Genomic DNA, 15,896 nt, shown 5'->3' with positions numbered 1-15,896 from the left:
GCTCACAGCGCCACAGTCGCAGCCGTTGCGATGTCGTCGCCCACCACCGTGCTCTCGCCGCCGGTCGGTGCCGTCGGCGCCTTGACGTCCCGCAGCACCACGAACGACACGATCGCGGCGGCGACCACCCCGACCGCGCCGGCGACGTAGGCGACCGACGCCGCGTGGGTGAAGGCGTGGCGCGCCGAGTCCAGCAGGGTGTTGTCGCCTGCCGTCTTGGCGATGCCGTAGGCCTCGCCGAGCGAGTGCCGCGCCGTGCCGGCGTACTTCGCCGGCATCCCGGCCGTGAAGCGGCTGGCCACCACGGTGCCCATGATCGCCACGCCCAGGGCCGCGCCGGTCTGCTGCACGGTGTCGTTCAGCGCGGAGCTGACGCCGGCGTGCTCCGGCGGGACCGCCCCCATGATCGCGGTGATCGCCGCCGGCATCGCGAGGCCGGAGCCGGCGCCCAGCAGGAACAAGCCCACGAACAGCTTGCCCAGGCCGTCGTCGACGCCCAGGTCGGCCAGGATCCCGAAGGCGACCGCGCAGATCAGCAGGCCGACGACCATCAGCGGCCGGTTGCCGAACTTCATGCCCAGACCCGCCCCCAGGGTGTTGAAGATCAGGGCGGCGACGGCCAGCGGGATGAAGCACAGCGAGGCCTTCAGCGCCGAGAAGCCGAGCACGAACTGCAGGTACTGCGTCATCACCAGCAGCAGGCCGCCGTTGCCGATCTGCACCAGCGTCAGCGAGAACGAGCCGCCGGAGAAGTTGCGCTGCTTGAACAGCTGGAGCGGCACCATCGGCTCGGCGATGCGGGTCTCCCAGATCCCGAAGGAGACCAGCGCGACCACTGCCACCACCAGGGCGATCAGGGTGCTGGGCGCGGTGATGCCCTTCGGGAGCTCGATGATCACCCAGACCGCCGAGGTCAGGCCGACGATCGAGAGCACGGTGCCCAGCGGGTCGGGCTTGCGCCACGGGCCCTTGCTCTCCGGCATCAGCACCACGGCCGAGATGATGGCCAGCGCCGCGATCGGGATGTTCAGCAGGAAGACCGACCCCCACCAGAAGTGGCTGATCATCACGCCGCCCAGCACCGGGCCGCCGACCAGGCCGACCATCGCGACCACGGTCCACGCGGCCATCGCCTTGCGCCGTTCGGCCTCGTCGGTGAACACGGTGATCAGGATCGACAGCGTGCTCGGCATCAGCAGCGCGCCGCCGATGCCCATCGCGACGCGGGCGGCGATCAGCTCGCCGGGGTTGTTCGCCAGGGTCGCCACCGCCGAGGCGACGCCGAACACCGCGAGCCCGATGATCAGGACCCGGCGCCGGCCGAACCGGTCGGACAGGCTTCCGGTGGTCAGCAGCAGGCCGGCGAACACCAGAATGTAGGAGTCGAGCACCCACTGGATGTTCTGCGCGCTGGCGTGCAGCGACTCGGTCAGCGCCGGCACCGCGACCGTCAGGACCATGTTGTCCACGACCAGCACCAGCGTCGCCAGGCACAGCACGATCAGGATGAGCCATCGCCGCCGGCCCCCGACCGGCCCGCCCTCGGCGCTCGCCCCTGCTTGCGTCGACTCCGTTACCTCTGACATTTCCCGTCCCCTCCTCTGTGCCGCGACCGGGAGCCCGGCTGCGCACACTGTTCGCATCTGCGCACAGTGTGCGCTTCGATGGGACCACCGTACGCCGATGCGCACGGTGTGCGCAACAGCGAACAGTGTGCGCAGCCTTCGGCTATCGTTGGCGGTGAAAGGTGAAGGCCTTCCGCTCCGAGACGAGGAACGCCCGTGAATATCGACACCGACTCCGGCACCGACTCCGACGGCTCCGACGACTCCGATGCCTCGGCCCCCGCGCTGAACTCGGTCTGGACCAGGCCGCCGCGCCGACAGAAGGAGCAGCTCACCCGCGAGCGCATCGTCGCCGAGGCGGTCGCGCTGCTCGACGAGGAGGGCGTCGAGGCGCTGAGCATGCGTACCCTGGGCCAGCGCCTCGGCGCCGGCGCGACGTCGCTGTACCGGCACGTGGCGAGCAAGGACGAGCTGATCGAGCTGGTGACCGACGAGGTCTACGGCGAGCTGGAGGTCCCGGAGATCACCGATCCCGCGAGCTGGCGGCTGGCCCTGCACGTCAACGCGCACAGCCTGCGCGAGGTCGGGCTGCGGCACATGTGGCTGACGCACGTGCTGGGCCAGGTCGGGCTCAACTACCTGGGCCCGAACGTGGTCTCGGTGACCCAGCGGAGCCTGGCCGTCCTGACCACGGCGGGCTTCGACATGCACGAGGCGGCCCGGGCGATGAGCACGGTGTCCTCCTACGTCATCGGCATCACGTCCGCCGAGGCCGGGTGGTTGTCGGCTCTGCGCCGGCGCGGCATGAGCGAGCAGGACTGGTACCGGACCGTGGGCCCGAAGATGGCGACGGTCGCCGACGACGCCGGGTTGGCGGAGATCTATCGGGAAGAGCTCAAGAAGGACCCGATGGAAACCCGCCTGGGGAACTTCGTCTATGGGCTCGACCTCATCCTGGACAGCCTGGAGATCAGGCTGGCCGCCAAGCTCGCCGCCGACGCGAAGGCTCGCGCCGCCGCGTCTCAGTAGGCTGCCGTCATGCCGGACGACGAGCCGTTGCAGTTGCCCCACAACCGCAACAACGGAGTGACCCGCGGCGTGTGGCGCGGCGAGGACGGTCTGATCCACAAGATCCTGACCCATCGCCGCACCGACGCGCCGCCCCAGTGGGCCTCATCGGCCGATCCCCGGTTCTGGAACTACTGGCGCCGCGAGGCGGACGTCTACATCAGCGGCCTGCCGGCGGGCCTCGGCCTCGGCGCGCCGAAGCTCGTCGAGGTCCGCGAGCTGCCGGACGGTGATGTCGAGCTGCTGCTTGAGGACGTCGCCGGGACGCACGGCGGCGATCTGACGGTGGAGGACATCGCCGCTGTCGCCTACGCGCTGGGCGAAGTCCAGGGCGCCGAGCCGCAACCCTCGGAACCGTGGTTCAGCCGCGGTTTCCTGGCCGACTACAGCACCACCCGGCCCGCCGACTTCTCAGTGCTGGAAGACGACAGCGCCTGGTCGCTTCCGTTGATCGTCAAGCACTTCCCGCCGGACCTGCGCGAAGCCCTGGTCCGTCTGCACCGCAACCGGGAACGGCTGCTGGACCTGATGACGCGCCTTCCGCGTACGGTCTGCCACCTGGATGTGTGGCCGAACAACGTGATCCGGCGCCCGGACGGCACCGTGGTCCTGCTCGACTGGGCCTTCACCGGCGACGGCGCGGTCGGCGAGGACGCCGGGAACCTGGTGCCGGACAGCTTCTTCGACTGGCCGCTGCGGCCGGGGTTCGCCGAGAACCTGCCCGAGCTGGTGACCGAGGCCTACCTCGAAGGACTGCGGGCCGCGGGTTGGCCGGGCGATCCCAGGTTGGCGGTACTCGGCATCCGCGCCTCGGCGGTCAAGTACGACTGGCTGATGCCCTGGTGCTTGCAAGCCGCGCTGGATGACCGGCACCGGGCTTACGGCAGCGGCGAGGCGGTCGATCCCGACGTCCGTTACGAGGCGCGCGCTGCGGGGCTGGCGATCTGCGCGCGCTGGGCCGACGAGGCGATCGACCTGGCGGATTCGCTGGGGTTGTAAGGCTTTCTACGCTTCCAGTGCGGCGATGGTGTCGAGCAGCCCGGGGAAGCGCCGCTTGAGATCGTCCTCGCGCAGGCGGATGTAGAGGCCGTTGCCGACCGCGCGCTGGTACACGAGCCCGGATTCGCGCAGCACGCGCCAGTGGTGGGTCTTCGTCGACTTGGCGATCGGCAGCACGAACGTCGCGCACTGGCGCTCGGTCTTCGGATCGCGCGCCAGCTCCAGCACCACCTGCCGGCGGTGCGGATCGGCGAGCGCGAGCAGCACGGTGCTCAGGTCGATGTCGTCGATGTCCGGATGCGCCAGTCCCGTCACCGCGGTCATCCGCCGCCCCCTTAGTTCTTCGGCTGGTTCCTCGGCCCTCGACAGGGTTCGAATTGCATCGTACCTTGGGGAGGTACGAGAACTATCGAACCTAGATGCCTCGGAGGGGATATGCGTGGCGTGCGCAGGCGATTGAGGATGTTCGTGCTGCTGTTGCTGGCTGCCGAATGGTGGCCGTTCGGCGGGCTCTAGCAGCGCTTTCTCAGGCCTCGGATTCCGGCGCGACGATGCCGAACTCCTCGGCCAGGACCTGTCGGACCTCGGCGTCGTCGGCGAGTTCGCGCTTCACCGAGGTCCCGTCGATGGGGGTCACGGTGAAGGTGCGGGTGTCGATCTTCAGCTGGCGGTCCGGGAGTGTCCGGCCGACGTAGACGCGGGTGCTGAACGGGGAGCGTGGGCTGGTGGCGATGTAGTGGTTGATGACGCCGAAGTCGGGTGCGTAGAACGGCTCGACCGTGAACGAGTACTGATCCCGCCACTCGCCGTCCTGGAAGGCGCGCAGGACCCACTGCTCCAGCGGGCCGTCGGCGGGGGTGACGTCCAGCCGGTGATGGCGCGGGTCGTCGTGGACTTCCGTCGTGGCCAGCGGCATGGGGTCCAGCAGTGCGCCCTCGCTGCCGAACCCGACGTCGGTCAGGTAGCGGTTCGGGTCGTCCGGGGCCTCGGCGAGCGGCAGCATGTGGGTGCGCGGCCGCAGGTCGCCGGGCTTCGCGCCGACCAGGACCCGGCCGGCCAGCAGCGTCACCTTGAAGCCGAGCGCACGCAGTGCGGCGGCGTAAAGGGAGTTGTGCTCGTAGCAGTAGCCGCCGCGCGCGGTGCCGTGGACCAGCTTCGCCATCAGGTCGGCCGGCTCGAGCGAAGGGACGACGCCGCGGGCCGGGTCCAGGTTCTCGAAGGGGATCGCGTAGATGTGCGCGCGCTGCAAGGCCTTGAGCGTCGCCGCGGTCGGGGTGCGTTCGCCGGTGTACCCGATGCGGGCGAGGTAGGCGTCGAGGTCGAAGTCCACGCCTGAACGCTACTCGGAGGCCGCGCCTCTGGGCGCCGCAAGTAGTGGAACGAACCATTCCGTTCTGATAGACTGGCGGTACGACCACGGCACAGAGCCGAAGGTCCGCCACGAAGGGATTCCGCCATGACCGGCACCGGATACGCCGCCCTCGACGCCTCGCACGCCGCCCTGCGCACCGTGGTCGGCGCCCTCGCCGCCACCGACCTCGACCGCCCGACCCCCTGCTCGCAGTGGTCCGTGACCCAGGTCCTGCGGCACGCGGCCGGCGACCAGATCGGCTACGCGGCCTTCCTCGGCGCCGGCCCCGGCCCCGAGGAGGACCCCTTCGCTCCGTCGGCGACGCCGCCCCAGGACCCGAAGGCCCACCTGGAGCAGGCGCTGACGCGCTCGGCCGCCGCCTGGGCCGCCGTCGACCCGGACACCGAGGAGGTCGCGGTCCCCGTCCCGCCGAACAAGCTGAGCGCCCGCGTCGGCGCCGGCGCGTGTGCCCTGGACGCGGCGGTGCACGCGTGGGACATAGCGACGGCGGCCGGCCAGCCCTCGCCGCTGACCCCGGAGCTGTCGGCGGAACTGCTGGAGGTCGCACGCCAGATCGTCGAACCGCTGCGGCAGTACGGGGTGTACGCGGCCGAGCTCGCGCCGCAGCCGGGGGACGACGCCGAGGCGGAGCTGCTGCGGTACCTCGGCCGGGACCCGCGGTGGACGGCCGACCGGTAGTCACACCCCGCGCTGCACCCGCATCAGATACTCCTTGCGGTCCAACGGATTCGCGTCCCAGCGGGCGCGCGCGGGCACCTCGCCGCCACTGACCGGTGCGAAGTGGTCGAAGGCTGACTCCAAGACGCCTTCGCCAGCGGTCATGCCGGGGATGCGCTGGCCCAGCGCGTGCACGCGCGCGGCCGGGACCGTGCCCTCCAGCACCGCTGTCTCCCCAGCCACCGTTGTGGATCCCGGTACCGCGCGGAACGTCGCGAGGGTCGGCAAGACCGTTCCCAGCAAAGCGCTCGGCACTTCCAGCCGGAACCGGTGCATCGGTTCGCAGACCTCGGTTCCGGCCTTCGCCAGCGCCTCCATGAGCACCAGCGGGGTCAGCGCCCGGAAGTCGCCGGCGGTACTGGACATGCTCTTGTCGAAGGTGCCGTGCGAGTGGCTCTGCCGAGCCCAGTAGCCGCTGCGCGTCAGCGTCACCACCGCGTCCGGGACCTGCCAGCCGTGCAGCCCCGAGCCGAGCGTGGCGCGTACCGTCTCCTCCATCGCGGTGAGGAACGCCGGGATCAGCGACCCGAGCTCGATCTCCAGCCCGAACGACACCCCCGCACCCACCGGCGCCGGCGCGATCCGCAGTCCGACCGTGGCCAGGAAGGGGTTGTCGCCGATCTTGATGACGTCCAGCCCCTCGCCGACGCCGAGCACCCGCTCGACACAGATCGGCGTCGTCTCGCGGAAGTCCACCGTGACGCCGTACTCCTCGGCGAGCGTGGTCTGGATGACCTCCTTCTGCACCTCGCCGTAGAGCGACAGTGACGTCTCCCCGCGCGCCTTGTCGTAGCGCAGCCCGATCAGCGGATCCTGCTCGGACAGCTGCGTCAGTGCGGAGAACATCGCGCCGCGGTCTGCCTGATCCCGAGGTTCCACAACGGTTTCCAGCGTCGGCGGTGCGAAGTACGTTGCAGCTTCCTCCTCCGCCGCGCCGCGCATGCCGAGCCGGTCGCCGATCCGCACCCGAGTCAGGCCACGGACGACGCCGATCTGCCCAGCGCTGACAACATCAGCCGGCACCGGCGCTCCGTCCGCCGCCGACAGCACGGAGATCCCGGTGACGCGACCGCTCGGCAGCCGATCGCGCGTCTTCAACGCCCCCGCGAACATGCGCACATAAGCGATCCGCTCACCGGCGAGTCCGCGCTCGACCTTGAAAACCCGACCGGCGGCGGCCTTGGCCGAGCCGTCGTCCCCGGCCGCGCGAGGCAACAGTTGCTCGATACCGGCCATCAGCTCCGGGACCCCCGCGCCGGTGATCGCCGATCCGAAGTACACTGGATGCACCGCACCACGCCGACTGTCCGCGGCCAATTGCGACCAGAGCCCGAGCCGCCGCAGCTCAGGAACATCGGAGACGAACCGCGCCGCGCGCGTCCCGGCGTCGACGATCTTCCCGAGCGGAAACGCAGCGGGCGTCAGTTTCGCCGAGACATCGGCCAGCACGCGCGCCGGATCGGCACCACGGCGATCGGCTTTGTTGACGAACACCACCGTCGGCAGCCCGAGCCGCCGGATCGCCCGCATCAGCACCCTGGTCTGCGCCTGCACACTCTCGACCGCCGACACCACCAGCACCACGCCGTCGAGCACCCCCAGCGTGCGCTCGACCTCGGCGATGAAGTCCGGGTGCCCGGGCGTGTCGACCAGGTTCACAGACGTCGCGCCCAACGGGAACGCCGTGACCGCGGCCTTGATCGTGATACCGCGACGCCGCTCCAGCTCCAGGCTGTCGGTCCGGGTCGTGCCGCGGTCCACGCTGCCGATCTCGTCGATGACCCCGGCGGCGTGCAACAGCCGCTCGGTCAGGGAGGTCTTACCGGCGTCGACGTGCGCCAGAATGCCCAAGTTCAGATACCGCACCGGAAACCGCGTCCTTCGCGTTGACAGACATGACCATCGGAGTGGGCATGGCAGCCAGCAGACGCATGTGCGGTTCCTTCCGGCAGGGGACCTGGACCGGACCAGTGCAACACCGCCGGACGGCGGCGGCAACCGAATTACACGACGCAGCGATAGTGCGTGGTGATCCGATGCCGGTCGTCGATGACGTGGAACGCCAACGACGGCGGATGGTCCAGATGCACCGACCGCTCGCCCTCCCACGGCAGCGGCACCGTGGACACCACTCCTGGCGCGACCAGCAGCGGCAGCCCGGCGAAGCGCGTGGCGGCGGCGGTGTGCGCGTGCCCGGCCAGGAAGGCGACGACGTTCGGCCGGCCGGCGACCACCTCGGCCAGCCGGTCCTCGCCGAACTGCCGGATCCGGTCCACGTACGGCGCGTGCAGCTCCACCGGCGGATGGTGGAAGCCGATCAGGACCGGGACGTCGTCCGGGGTCGCGTCCAGCTCGGCGGCCAGCCACTCCAGCGTCGAGTCGGCGAGGAAACCGTCGTCCTGCCCCGGGATCGAGGAGTCGCAGAGAGCGACGACGAACCGCTCGGTCCGGTGCACCTGGTCGATCGGCCCGGTCGAGGGCGGGACGCCGAGCAGCGTGCGCCGGAACGCCTCGCGGTCGTCGTGGTTCCCGGGGCAGACCAGCAGCGGGTGCCGCGTGGCCGTGGCTCCGCGGACCGTCGCGTACTCGGCGTCCAGGCCGTGGTCGGCGATGTCCCCGGTGAGCACGACCAAGTCGAGGTCGGCGGGCAGGGTGTCGAGGTGGTCGAAGACCCGGCGGGCGCGCTCGGCGGCGCGCGGCGCGGAATCGATGTGGATGTCGCTGACATGCGCGATGACGACTGGCATGGCTTGAGGGTAAGCAGCCGACCGGTCCACGGCTAAGTCCACTTCCATGGCGAAGGCTTGGACCGGTTCGGCTATGCGACCTCTAGACGACGGTCGTGCGGGTCTTCTTCACGCACCACCAGGCAATGGCCAACGCGATCACGAACAGCCCGAGGTTCAGGCCGTTCTCGATGAGGTGGAACGTGCCCATCCGGCTGGCCGGCTGGAACTTGTTCAGGGCGCCGACGATACCGTGCTGCTGGAAGCAGCTGCTGAGGTCGTCGGTGCGCCCGCACCAGCCGTCGACCACGACCTTCGGAGAGTACGTGGCGCCGTGGACGTCGACGAACCACTGGCTCCCGCCGTTCAGGCTCATGTCGTTCGTGACGACGGCGTGGACGGCGTCGGACCCGCGTGCGGTCTCCTGGAGCGGCTTGATCACGTGCATCGGGGTCATGAACTGCCCCCGCAGCTTGACCATCACCACCATGCGCCCGATCCACAGTCCGCCGACGACCGCGATCGCCGCCAGCACCCTGCGGGTCGCGGCACCGGCCGCGATGCCGACCGCCAGCCAGGCCAGGGCCAGTGTCAGCGGCATCCAGCCGCCGGCCTGGAACTGCGTACCGTTGAAGAGGCTGTCGCCGGTGTAGGCGTGGTACTGGTGCGCCAGGTGTTCCGATTCGGCGGCCAGGACCGTGCCCATCGCGCCGACCAGCACGATCATCACGGCGGTCTTGCCCCACAGCCACTTCTGCCGGCTGACGTCCTGCGACCAGGCTAGCGGCAGCGTGCGCTGCTCGAACTCGCGGGCCAGCAGCGGCACGCCCCAGAACACCGCGATCAACACCGGCAGGAAGACCAGCGAGTTCATCAGGTAGGTGGCGTGCGAGGGCTCCGGGTCGGTGTTGACGCAGGGTGGCTGCGCCGTCGCGCACTTGGTGACCATCGACCCGAGACGGGATGCGGTCAGGGCCATGGCCGCGGTCATCGCCACGGTGATCACCGCGCCGGCCACGATCGGCCACCGGTGCTGGCGCCAGGTCAGCCAGATCAGGCCCTTCACAGTTCCTCCCCGGGACTGCGATTCGGCTTCAGATAGGCGAGAACCAGGTCCTCCAGCGTCAGCGGTTGGGCCTTCCAGGGCTCTGCCACCGGCGTGTCCGCCCCGAGCAGCGTGCGGACGACGAACGTCGACTGCCGCTCGGTGTGCTGCTCCTGCACCACTTGGCCCTCGACCGGCGGGGCGGCGGCGCGCGGGCCGACCAGCCGGGCATGCTGCGTCAGCAGATCCTCGACGTCGCCGTCGAGTGTGCTGTGCCCCTGGCTGAGCAGCAGCAGGTGGTCGCCGACGCCGGCCAGCTCGGCCACCACGTGGGTGGACAGCACGACGGTCATGTCGCTGTCGGCCACCTCGGCGAGCAGTTCGCCGGTGACGTCGCGGCGCGCGACCGGGTCCAGGTTGGCCAGCGGCTCGTCGAGCAGCAGGACCGAGGGCCGGGCGCCGAGCGCCACGGACATCGCGACCTGCGTCTGCTGGCCGCCGGAGAGCTTGCCGCACGGCCGGTCCAGCGGGATGTCGAAGCGGCCCAGCCAGTTCAGCGCCCGCTGCTGGTCCCACACCCGGTTCAGGTGCCGGCCGAAGGCGAGCATGTCGGAGACCTTGAACGAGCGGTAGAGCGGCTTCTCCTGGGACAGCAGGACCACGCGGCCGTCGATGTGGATCTCGCCCTCGCTGGCCGGCAGGATCCCGGCGGCGATCGACATCAGCGTCGACTTGCCGGCACCGTTCGCGCCGACCAGGGCGATGACCTTGTTGGCGGGCAGGGAGACGCTGAAGTCCTTCAGGGCCCACAGGCTTCGGTATCGCTTGCCGAGGCCGTGGGTCTCTATGGCGACCCCGCTCACGGCCGGGCTCCGCTCTCGGACCGGGCATCGGGTCGGGTGTCGGGTCGGGCATCGGACCTGGCCGCGGCGTCCGCGCGCTGCTCAGCCGTCAGCTCCCCCGGCGGCTCCGCGAGCACCGAGGTCATCAGGGCCCGCAGGTCGTCGTCCTCCAGGCCGGCGGTCCGGGCATCGCCGACCCAGCTGGCGAGCCGGCCGCGCAGCGCGTCCATCACCGCGGGGTCGGCGGCGCCGCCGAGCGTGCCCGAGACGTAGGTGCCGGCCCCCTGCCGGGCCTCGACGAGGCCGGAGAGTTCCAGTTCGCGGTAGGCCTTCAGGACGGTCGCGGCGTTGACCGCGCAGGAGGTGACGACCTCCCGGACCGTGGGCAGCTTGTCGCCGGGGTGCAGGACCCCCAGGCGCAGGGCCTCGCGGACCTGCTGCACGAGTTGGGCGTAGGCCGGGACGCTGCCGGCTCGATCGACGTGGAAATCAATCACGGGAGGATTGTTACGGTTAACTAGAACACTAGTCAACCGTTACGCGAGACGTGATCGACTCGCCCGGCCCCGGGAACGCCGACGGCCCGGCCTCCCGCAGGAGGTCGGGCCGGGTTTTACAGCTAGTTCAGTCAGGCCAGCGTGGAAATGTCGATGACGAACCGGTACCGCACGTCCGAGGCGAGCACCCGCTCGTACGCCTCGTTGATCCGCTCGGCCGGGATCGTCTCGATCTCGGCGCCGATCCCGTGCTCGCCGCAGAAGTCCAGCATCTCCTGGGTCTCCGCGATCCCGCCGATCAGCGACCCGGCCAGGACCCGCTGACGGTTCAGCAGGCGGACGTGCAGGCTGCTCTCGTCCGGGGGCGAACCGACGTTGATCATGGCTCCGCCGACGGCCAGCATGCGGAGGTAGTCGTCCATCGGCAGCGGCGCGCTGACCGTACTCAGGATCAGATCGAAGGTGTTGGCCAACTCCGTGAAGGTCGCCGGATCGCTGGTCGCGCGGTAGTCGCTCGCGCCGAGCGCCAGGCCCGCCTCCTTCTTGGACAGGCTCTGCGAGAGTACCGTCACCTCGGCGCCGAGCGCGCGGGCGATCTTCACCGCGACGTGGCCGAGCCCGCCGAGACCGACCACGGCGACCTTCTTGCCGGGGCCTGCGCCCCAACGGCGCAGCGGAGCGTAGGTCGTGACGCCCGCGCACATCAGCGGTGCGGCGGTGTCCAGCGGCAACGAGTCCGGGACGTGCAGCACGAAGCGCTCGGTCACCACGATCTGCGTGGAGTAGCCGCCCTGGGTGACGGCGCCGTCGAAGTCGGTGCCGCCGTACGTCCAGACCGCCTTGACGGAGCAGAACTGCTCCTGGCCGCGCACGCACGCGTCGCACTTCCCGCACGAGTCGACCAGGCAGCCCACGCCGACCCGGTCGCCGACCGCGAAGCGTGTCACCTCGGCGCCGACCGCCGAGACCACGCCGGTGATCTCGTGGCCCGGCGCGAGCGGGTAGTGGGCCTCGCCCCACTCGCCGCGGACCTCGTGGATGTCGGAGTGGCAGATGCCGGTGTACTTGATGTCGATCCGGACGTCCCGGGGCCCGACCTCGCGGCGCTCGATGGTGAGCGGCTGGAGCGGGGCCGTCGCGGAGACTGCGGCGTAGGCGTTCACGATTGGCACACCATCATCAAACAATCAGACCGGCTGCTCGCACCAATCGTGCGGCCCGTGCCGGTCCGGTCACCCGGCTAGCATCGCCGTGTCGCGAGGGACGCGCGATGTTCGAGTGAGTGGTGTGAGCGAGAGGTGGGGCGGATGCGCGGGGTCACGATCGCGGTCGCGGCAGCGGCAGCGGTGCTGGTGATGGCGGGCTGTTCCAGCGGCGGCGGTGGCGGGTCGACGCCGCAGGTCGCGGCCGGGGATTCGTCGTCGGTGCCGGGCTCGTCTGCCGCGGGGTCGTCGTCGGCGGGTTCGCCCACGGCGTCGGCGGATGCGGGCGCTTCGTCGTCGGCGTCCACATCGGCCTCCGGGCATTCGCCGTCTTCGCCGTCCTCGTCGTCTGCCGCTTCGCCGGCGTCGTCCGGATCACATGGGCCGTCGTCGTCCGCGAGTAAGCCGTCCGGCGCGCCGAGCAGCGCCGCCGCTCCCGCTGCCCCCGCCGGATCGGCCGCGCCGCCGCCGACCGGCGCGAAATGGGACTACCAGATCGGCGGCGCCTATCCCCCGCCGTCCGGGGTCCGCGTCGTCTCCCGCGACAGCTCGGCGTCGCCTGCTCCGGGGCTCTACAACATCTGCTACATCAACGCGTTCCAGGCCCAGCCGGACGCCACCGGCTGGTGGCAGAGCAACCATCCGGACCTGTTGCTGAAGACCTCGTCCGGCGCGCCGGTGATCGACCAGAACTGGAACGAGCAGCTGCTCGACGTCTCCACCGATGCCAAGCGCGCTGCGCTCGCGCAGATCGAGGGCGGTTGGATCGCCGGCTGCGCGGCCAAGGGTTTCCAGGCCGTCGAGCCCGACAACCTCGACTCGTACTCGCGCTCCCAGAGCCTGCTGACCGCGGACAACGACGTCGCGATGGCCACGCAGCTCGCGCGGCTTGCGCATGCCAAGGGACTGGCGATCGCGCAGAAGAACACCACGGAGTTCCTGCCGCGTGCGCACCAGATCGGTTTCGACTTCGCGGTCTCCGAGCAGTGCGGGAACTACGGCGAGTGCGGCGGGTATGCGACCACGTATGCCGACCACGTCGTGGACGTCGAGTACGACGCCTCGGGATTCACCAACGCCTGCCGCGATTACGGCGGGAAGATCGCGATCGTGCTGCGCGACCAGAACGTGAGCGCGGCCGGCAGCTCGTCCTACGTGTACAAGACCTGCTGACCTGCCGGCCGCCGCTGTCACCACTGGCCGGGCTGGTAGCTCCCGGCCGGGGTCCGGGCGATGACGTTCATCCGGTTGTAGGCGTTGATCAGCGCGATCGTCGACACCAGGCCGGCGAGCTGCTCCTCGTCGTAGTGCTTGGCGGCGGTGGCCCACACGTCGTCGGGGATCCCGCCGGCGGCGTCGGCGATGCGGGTGCCCTCCTCGGCCAGCTCCAGCGCGGCGCGCTCGGCGTCGGTGAACACCGTGGCCTCGCGCCAGGCCGCCACCAGGTTCAGGCGCTCGGGCTGGTCGCCGGCGTGGATGGCGTCCTTATAGTGCATGTCGGTGCACATGCCGCAGCCGTTGATCTGGCTGGCGCGCAGCAGGACCAGCTGGGTCGTGGCGTAGGGCACGCCGGAGTCGCCGGACGCCTTGCCCGCCGAGTTGATGTACTTGCTGAACTTCTGGCCGGTGGTGGTGCCGTAGTAGTTGAAGCGGGCTTCCATGGTGTGCTCCTCGGGTCTCGCGGTTGCTTTCGCTACGTAGACCCGTGGCGCGGGGGTGATGTGACAGCGGGGCGGGAGGATCCGATGTGACCTGCGTCACTGTCTCTTAGGCGGTCACAGTCCGGCTTCCACGCGGTAGCCCTCCAGCCGTCGGACGAGCTCTTCGGGGTGCGCCAGCGGTTCCAGGTGACCGCCTTCCATCTCGTCCGGCGCGAAGCCCAGCCGCTCCTGAACGACGCGGCGCTGGAAGTCGATCGGGAAGAAGCGGTCGTCGCGGCCCGCCAGGAAACGGATCGGGAGGCCGGCCGGCAGGGCCGGCATCGGCGGCGGCGCGAACGGCCTGTCGCTCTGCGGGATCTCGCCGCGCTCCCAGGCCTCGGCCACGACGTCGTCGGGGACGTCGTGGAAGAAGACCGCCTTCAGGTCAGCGTCCGCCGGCAGGCCGAGGCGCGCGTCGCTGGCCTGCCGATCCCGGGTGTAGTCGGTCGCCTCCCACCACTCGCCGGGCGTCTCGCCCTCCTTCGGCGCCATCGCTGAGAGGAAGACCAGGAGTCTCACCGGGACCCGGTGGGTCAGCACGGTCCCGGTGAAGCTGCCGAAGGACTGCGCGACGACGATGAGGTCGTCGGCGGCGGCGCGGTCGCCGAGCGCTGCGACGGCGGCGTCGGCGTACTCCGGGATCCCCGCCTCGGAATCGGAGATCGGCAGGTCGGGGGTGACGACGTCGTGCCCTGCCGCGTGCAGGAGGGGGACGACGCGGTGCCACAGCCAGGAGTCCGAGGACGCTCCGTGGATCAAGACGTAGGTAGCCACGTCTACAACGCTAGCCGCGAACTCTGACAAAACCGGCGGCTCGCCACGGGGTGTGTTGTGCTGTGCTTCAGTGCTTGGCGATTCCGGCGAACTGCGGGTCCTCGCCCTTTACGTAGCCGAGGCCGTCCGGTCGGTTCATTACGGCGTCCAGGCCGCGGAAGGCGCCGATGCCCGTCGGGGGCATGTCGCCGTATAGGCACTGGTACGAGCCGGCGCGGACGGACAACATCTCGTGCCAGATGCCGACTGCTCCGTTGGATCGCATATAGCGGGCCATGAAGCGGTCCTGCGCAGGGCCCTCACGCCGACCCTGGCCCTGACCCTGACGTTGGCGCTGACGCCGACAGCGGGGAGCACACGACCTAAGCGCCGGTCGCCTCCCCACCCCAGCCCTCTGCGTTACTCGGCGCTACTCCTTACTCCTTACCCAGCGCCTTGCGCACCCCCGGCACGATCTCCTCCGCCCACAGTGCCGACGCGTGCTCCACCGGCAGATCGCCGACCGGGAAGTAGGTGAAGCCGCCCGCGCCGTGCTCCAGCACCGCGCCGGTCAGCTCCGCGAGCCACTGCGCCACCGACCCGCCGAGCCAGCGGCCGTCCTGGTCACGCGTGCTCGCCAGCGGCGTGGGGCTGATGCGGCCGGGGAGGTTGTAGACCGTCGCGACGGCGCGGGGGTCGCGACCCACCGCCTGCGCCGCCTCGTCGATGATCGGGCGCGACTCGCGGTAGCGGACGCTCAGCCAGTCGGCGGCGTGGCCGGGGATCCATCCGTCGGCCTGTCGGCCGGTGACCGCCAGCGACTTCGCCCCGACCGAGCCGGTCCAGATCGGTGGTGCGGCTACAGGCGCAGGCTCAACGCGGTCCAGGTGATAGAACTCGCCGTCGAAGGTGACCGGAGCGCCGCCGCCGGTCAGGGACCTGATGACGGTGAAGGCTTCCTCGAAGGCGCGCACAGCCTCGCCCCCGCTCAGGCGCGCAAAACCCAAGCGCGCGATGTCGTCCCAGGAACCACCGGCACCCAACCCCAGCACCACGCGCCCGCCGCTGAGCGCGGACAGCGAGGTGACAGCGCGGGCCAGCATGGGAGCGGGGCGCGTCGGCAGATTGCTGACGTTGACCATGCCGCTGATGCGCTGAGTGCGGCCGAGGAGTACGCCGACGAGCGAGTAGGCATCGAGCATGCGGCCGATGTAGGGGTGGTCCGAGACAGAGAAGTGGTCCAGGCCTGCGTGGTCGGCGGCGGCGACGATCTGGGTGGTCTGGGCTATGTCTTGGACGGCGTTCGACACTCCGATGCCGAACTGGGTGGTGTTCTGGGTGTTCTCAGGCATGGGTTCTCGCTTCCCCGTTCTGGCTGGTTCGCTATACGAACTTAGTGGTTCGTGGTAC

The 15,896-nt window shown here is 70.3% G+C and carries 17 protein-coding genes; 4 read left to right on the top strand and 13 right to left on the bottom strand.

Annotated elements, in window-relative coordinates; genetic code table 11:
- Nucleotides 1-2: 2 nt before the first annotated feature.
- On the bottom strand, nt 3-1,586 hold the full coding sequence (locus GWK61_RS12615) for an MFS transporter (protein ID WP_228562201.1): 1,584 nt from the start codon (nt 1,584-1,586) through the stop codon (nt 3-5).
- Nucleotides 1,587-1,781: 195 nt separating this feature from the next.
- Here GWK61_RS12615 and GWK61_RS12610 point away from each other — a divergent pair, with 195 nt between their 5' ends.
- Both GWK61_RS12610 and GWK61_RS12605 read left to right on the top strand, forming a co-directional pair.
- On the top strand, nt 1,782-2,594 hold the full coding sequence (locus GWK61_RS12610; protein WP_194908524.1) for a TetR/AcrR family transcriptional regulator: 813 nt from the start codon (nt 1,782-1,784) through the stop codon (nt 2,592-2,594).
- A gap of 9 nt (nt 2,595-2,603) precedes the next feature.
- Nucleotides 2,604-3,632, top strand: coding sequence for a protein kinase family protein (locus GWK61_RS12605; RefSeq protein ID WP_194908523.1), 1,029 nt, complete (start codon nt 2,604-2,606; stop codon nt 3,630-3,632).
- 6 nt (nt 3,633-3,638) lie between these two features.
- Here GWK61_RS12605 and GWK61_RS12600 read toward each other — a convergent pair whose 3' ends face one another.
- Complete coding sequence (locus GWK61_RS12600) at nt 3,639-3,956, bottom strand: ArsR/SmtB family transcription factor (RefSeq protein WP_194908522.1); 318 nt, start codon at nt 3,954-3,956, stop codon at nt 3,639-3,641.
- Nucleotides 3,957-4,158: 202 nt separating this feature from the next.
- On the bottom strand, nt 4,159-4,962 hold the full coding sequence (locus GWK61_RS12595) for an arylamine N-acetyltransferase family protein (protein WP_194908521.1): 804 nt from the start codon (nt 4,960-4,962) through the stop codon (nt 4,159-4,161).
- 126 nt (nt 4,963-5,088) lie between these two features.
- Here GWK61_RS12595 and GWK61_RS12590 point away from each other — a divergent pair, with 126 nt between their 5' ends.
- Nucleotides 5,089-5,682, top strand: a complete 594-nt coding sequence (locus tag GWK61_RS12590) for a TIGR03086 family metal-binding protein (protein ID WP_194908520.1) — start codon at nt 5,089-5,091, stop codon at nt 5,680-5,682.
- Here GWK61_RS12590 and GWK61_RS12585 read toward each other — a convergent pair whose 3' ends face one another.
- The 6 genes from GWK61_RS12585 to GWK61_RS12560 all read right to left on the bottom strand — a co-directional run bounded on the left by GWK61_RS12585 (nt 5,683) and on the right by GWK61_RS12560 (nt 12,003).
- Nucleotides 5,683-7,587 (bottom strand): GTP-binding protein, encoded by a 1,905-nt coding sequence (locus tag GWK61_RS12585; protein ID WP_194908519.1) that lies wholly within the window; start codon nt 7,585-7,587, stop codon nt 5,683-5,685.
- Nucleotides 7,588-7,724: 137 nt separating this feature from the next.
- A complete protein-coding gene (locus GWK61_RS12580) occupies nt 7,725-8,468 on the bottom strand; it encodes a metallophosphoesterase (protein ID WP_194908518.1) in 744 nt (247 codons plus the stop codon).
- Nucleotides 8,469-8,550: 82 nt separating this feature from the next.
- Complete coding sequence (locus tag GWK61_RS12575) at nt 8,551-9,513, bottom strand: ABC transporter permease (RefSeq protein WP_194908517.1); 963 nt, start codon at nt 9,511-9,513, stop codon at nt 8,551-8,553.
- A complete protein-coding gene (locus GWK61_RS12570; protein ID WP_194908516.1) occupies nt 9,510-10,355 on the bottom strand; it encodes an ABC transporter ATP-binding protein in 846 nt (281 codons plus the stop codon). The genes GWK61_RS12575 and GWK61_RS12570 overlap by 4 nt, the downstream gene beginning before the upstream one ends.
- The gene (locus GWK61_RS12565) at nt 10,352-10,831 is read right to left on the bottom strand and encodes a GntR family transcriptional regulator (protein WP_323747534.1); all 480 of its coding nucleotides are present in this window, start codon (nt 10,829-10,831) and stop codon (nt 10,352-10,354) included. The genes GWK61_RS12570 and GWK61_RS12565 overlap by 4 nt, the downstream gene beginning before the upstream one ends.
- 131 nt (nt 10,832-10,962) lie before the next feature.
- Nucleotides 10,963-12,003 carry an NAD(P)-dependent alcohol dehydrogenase gene (locus GWK61_RS12560; protein WP_194908515.1) on the bottom strand — a complete coding sequence of 347 codons (1,041 nt, stop codon included), beginning with the start codon at nt 12,001-12,003 and terminating at the stop codon, nt 10,963-10,965.
- A gap of 135 nt (nt 12,004-12,138) precedes the next feature.
- Between GWK61_RS12560 and GWK61_RS56295 the strand changes: the two genes are divergently transcribed.
- A complete protein-coding gene (locus GWK61_RS56295) occupies nt 12,139-13,206 on the top strand; it encodes an endo alpha-1,4 polygalactosaminidase (RefSeq protein WP_228562198.1) in 1,068 nt (355 codons plus the stop codon).
- Nucleotides 13,207-13,223: 17 nt separating this feature from the next.
- Here the strand turns inward: GWK61_RS56295 and GWK61_RS12550 are convergent, their stop codons facing one another.
- The 4 genes from GWK61_RS12550 to GWK61_RS12535 all read right to left on the bottom strand — a co-directional run bounded on the left by GWK61_RS12550 (nt 13,224) and on the right by GWK61_RS12535 (nt 15,838).
- Nucleotides 13,224-13,694 carry a carboxymuconolactone decarboxylase family protein gene (locus tag GWK61_RS12550; protein ID WP_194908514.1) on the bottom strand — a complete coding sequence of 157 codons (471 nt, stop codon included), beginning with the start codon at nt 13,692-13,694 and terminating at the stop codon, nt 13,224-13,226.
- Nucleotides 13,695-13,808: 114 nt separating this feature from the next.
- Nucleotides 13,809-14,507: an alpha/beta fold hydrolase gene (locus tag GWK61_RS12545; protein WP_194908513.1), complete on the bottom strand. Its 699-nt coding sequence runs from the start codon at nt 14,505-14,507 to the stop codon at nt 13,809-13,811.
- A 67-nt stretch (nt 14,508-14,574) separates the two neighbouring features.
- A complete protein-coding gene (locus GWK61_RS12540) occupies nt 14,575-14,784 on the bottom strand; it encodes a monooxygenase family protein (RefSeq protein ID WP_194908512.1) in 210 nt (69 codons plus the stop codon).
- Nucleotides 14,785-14,923: 139 nt separating this feature from the next.
- Nucleotides 14,924-15,838 carry an LLM class flavin-dependent oxidoreductase gene (locus tag GWK61_RS12535; protein ID WP_194908511.1) on the bottom strand — a complete coding sequence of 305 codons (915 nt, stop codon included), beginning with the start codon at nt 15,836-15,838 and terminating at the stop codon, nt 14,924-14,926.
- Between the last annotated feature and the right edge of the window lie 58 nt (nt 15,839-15,896).

The sequence above is a fragment of the Catenulispora rubra genome, assembly GCF_015356825.1.
In the GTDB taxonomy this organism is placed as follows: Bacteria; Actinomycetota; Actinomycetes; order Streptomycetales; family Catenulisporaceae; genus Catenulispora; species Catenulispora rubra.
Note: the sequence above shows the minus strand (reverse complement) of the source record. Positions and strands in the feature narration are given on the sequence as shown.

Bases quoted from the DNA above. Each gene is read 5' to 3' on its own strand.
- GWK61_RS12615 (WP_228562201.1), bottom strand. From the start codon at position 1,586: ATGTCAGAGGTAACGGAGTCGACGCAAGCAGGGGCGAGCGCCGAGGGC.
- GWK61_RS12605 (WP_194908523.1), top strand. From the start codon at position 2,604: ATGCCGGACGACGAGCCGTTGCAGTTGCCCCACAACCGCAACAACGGA.
- GWK61_RS12600 (WP_194908522.1), bottom strand. From the start codon at position 3,956: ATGACCGCGGTGACGGGACTGGCGCATCCGGACATCGACGACATCGAC.
- GWK61_RS12590 (WP_194908520.1), top strand. From the start codon at position 5,089: ATGACCGGCACCGGATACGCCGCCCTCGACGCCTCGCACGCCGCCCTG.
- GWK61_RS12580 (WP_194908518.1), bottom strand. From the start codon at position 8,468: ATGCCAGTCGTCATCGCGCATGTCAGCGACATCCACATCGATTCCGCG.
- GWK61_RS56295 (WP_228562198.1), top strand. From the start codon at position 12,139: ATGCGCGGGGTCACGATCGCGGTCGCGGCAGCGGCAGCGGTGCTGGTG.
- GWK61_RS12550 (WP_194908514.1), bottom strand. From the start codon at position 13,694: ATGGAAGCCCGCTTCAACTACTACGGCACCACCACCGGCCAGAAGTTC.
- GWK61_RS12540 (WP_194908512.1), bottom strand. From the start codon at position 14,784: ATGGCCCGCTATATGCGATCCAACGGAGCAGTCGGCATCTGGCACGAG.
- GWK61_RS12535 (WP_194908511.1), bottom strand. From the start codon at position 15,838: ATGCCTGAGAACACCCAGAACACCACCCAGTTCGGCATCGGAGTGTCG.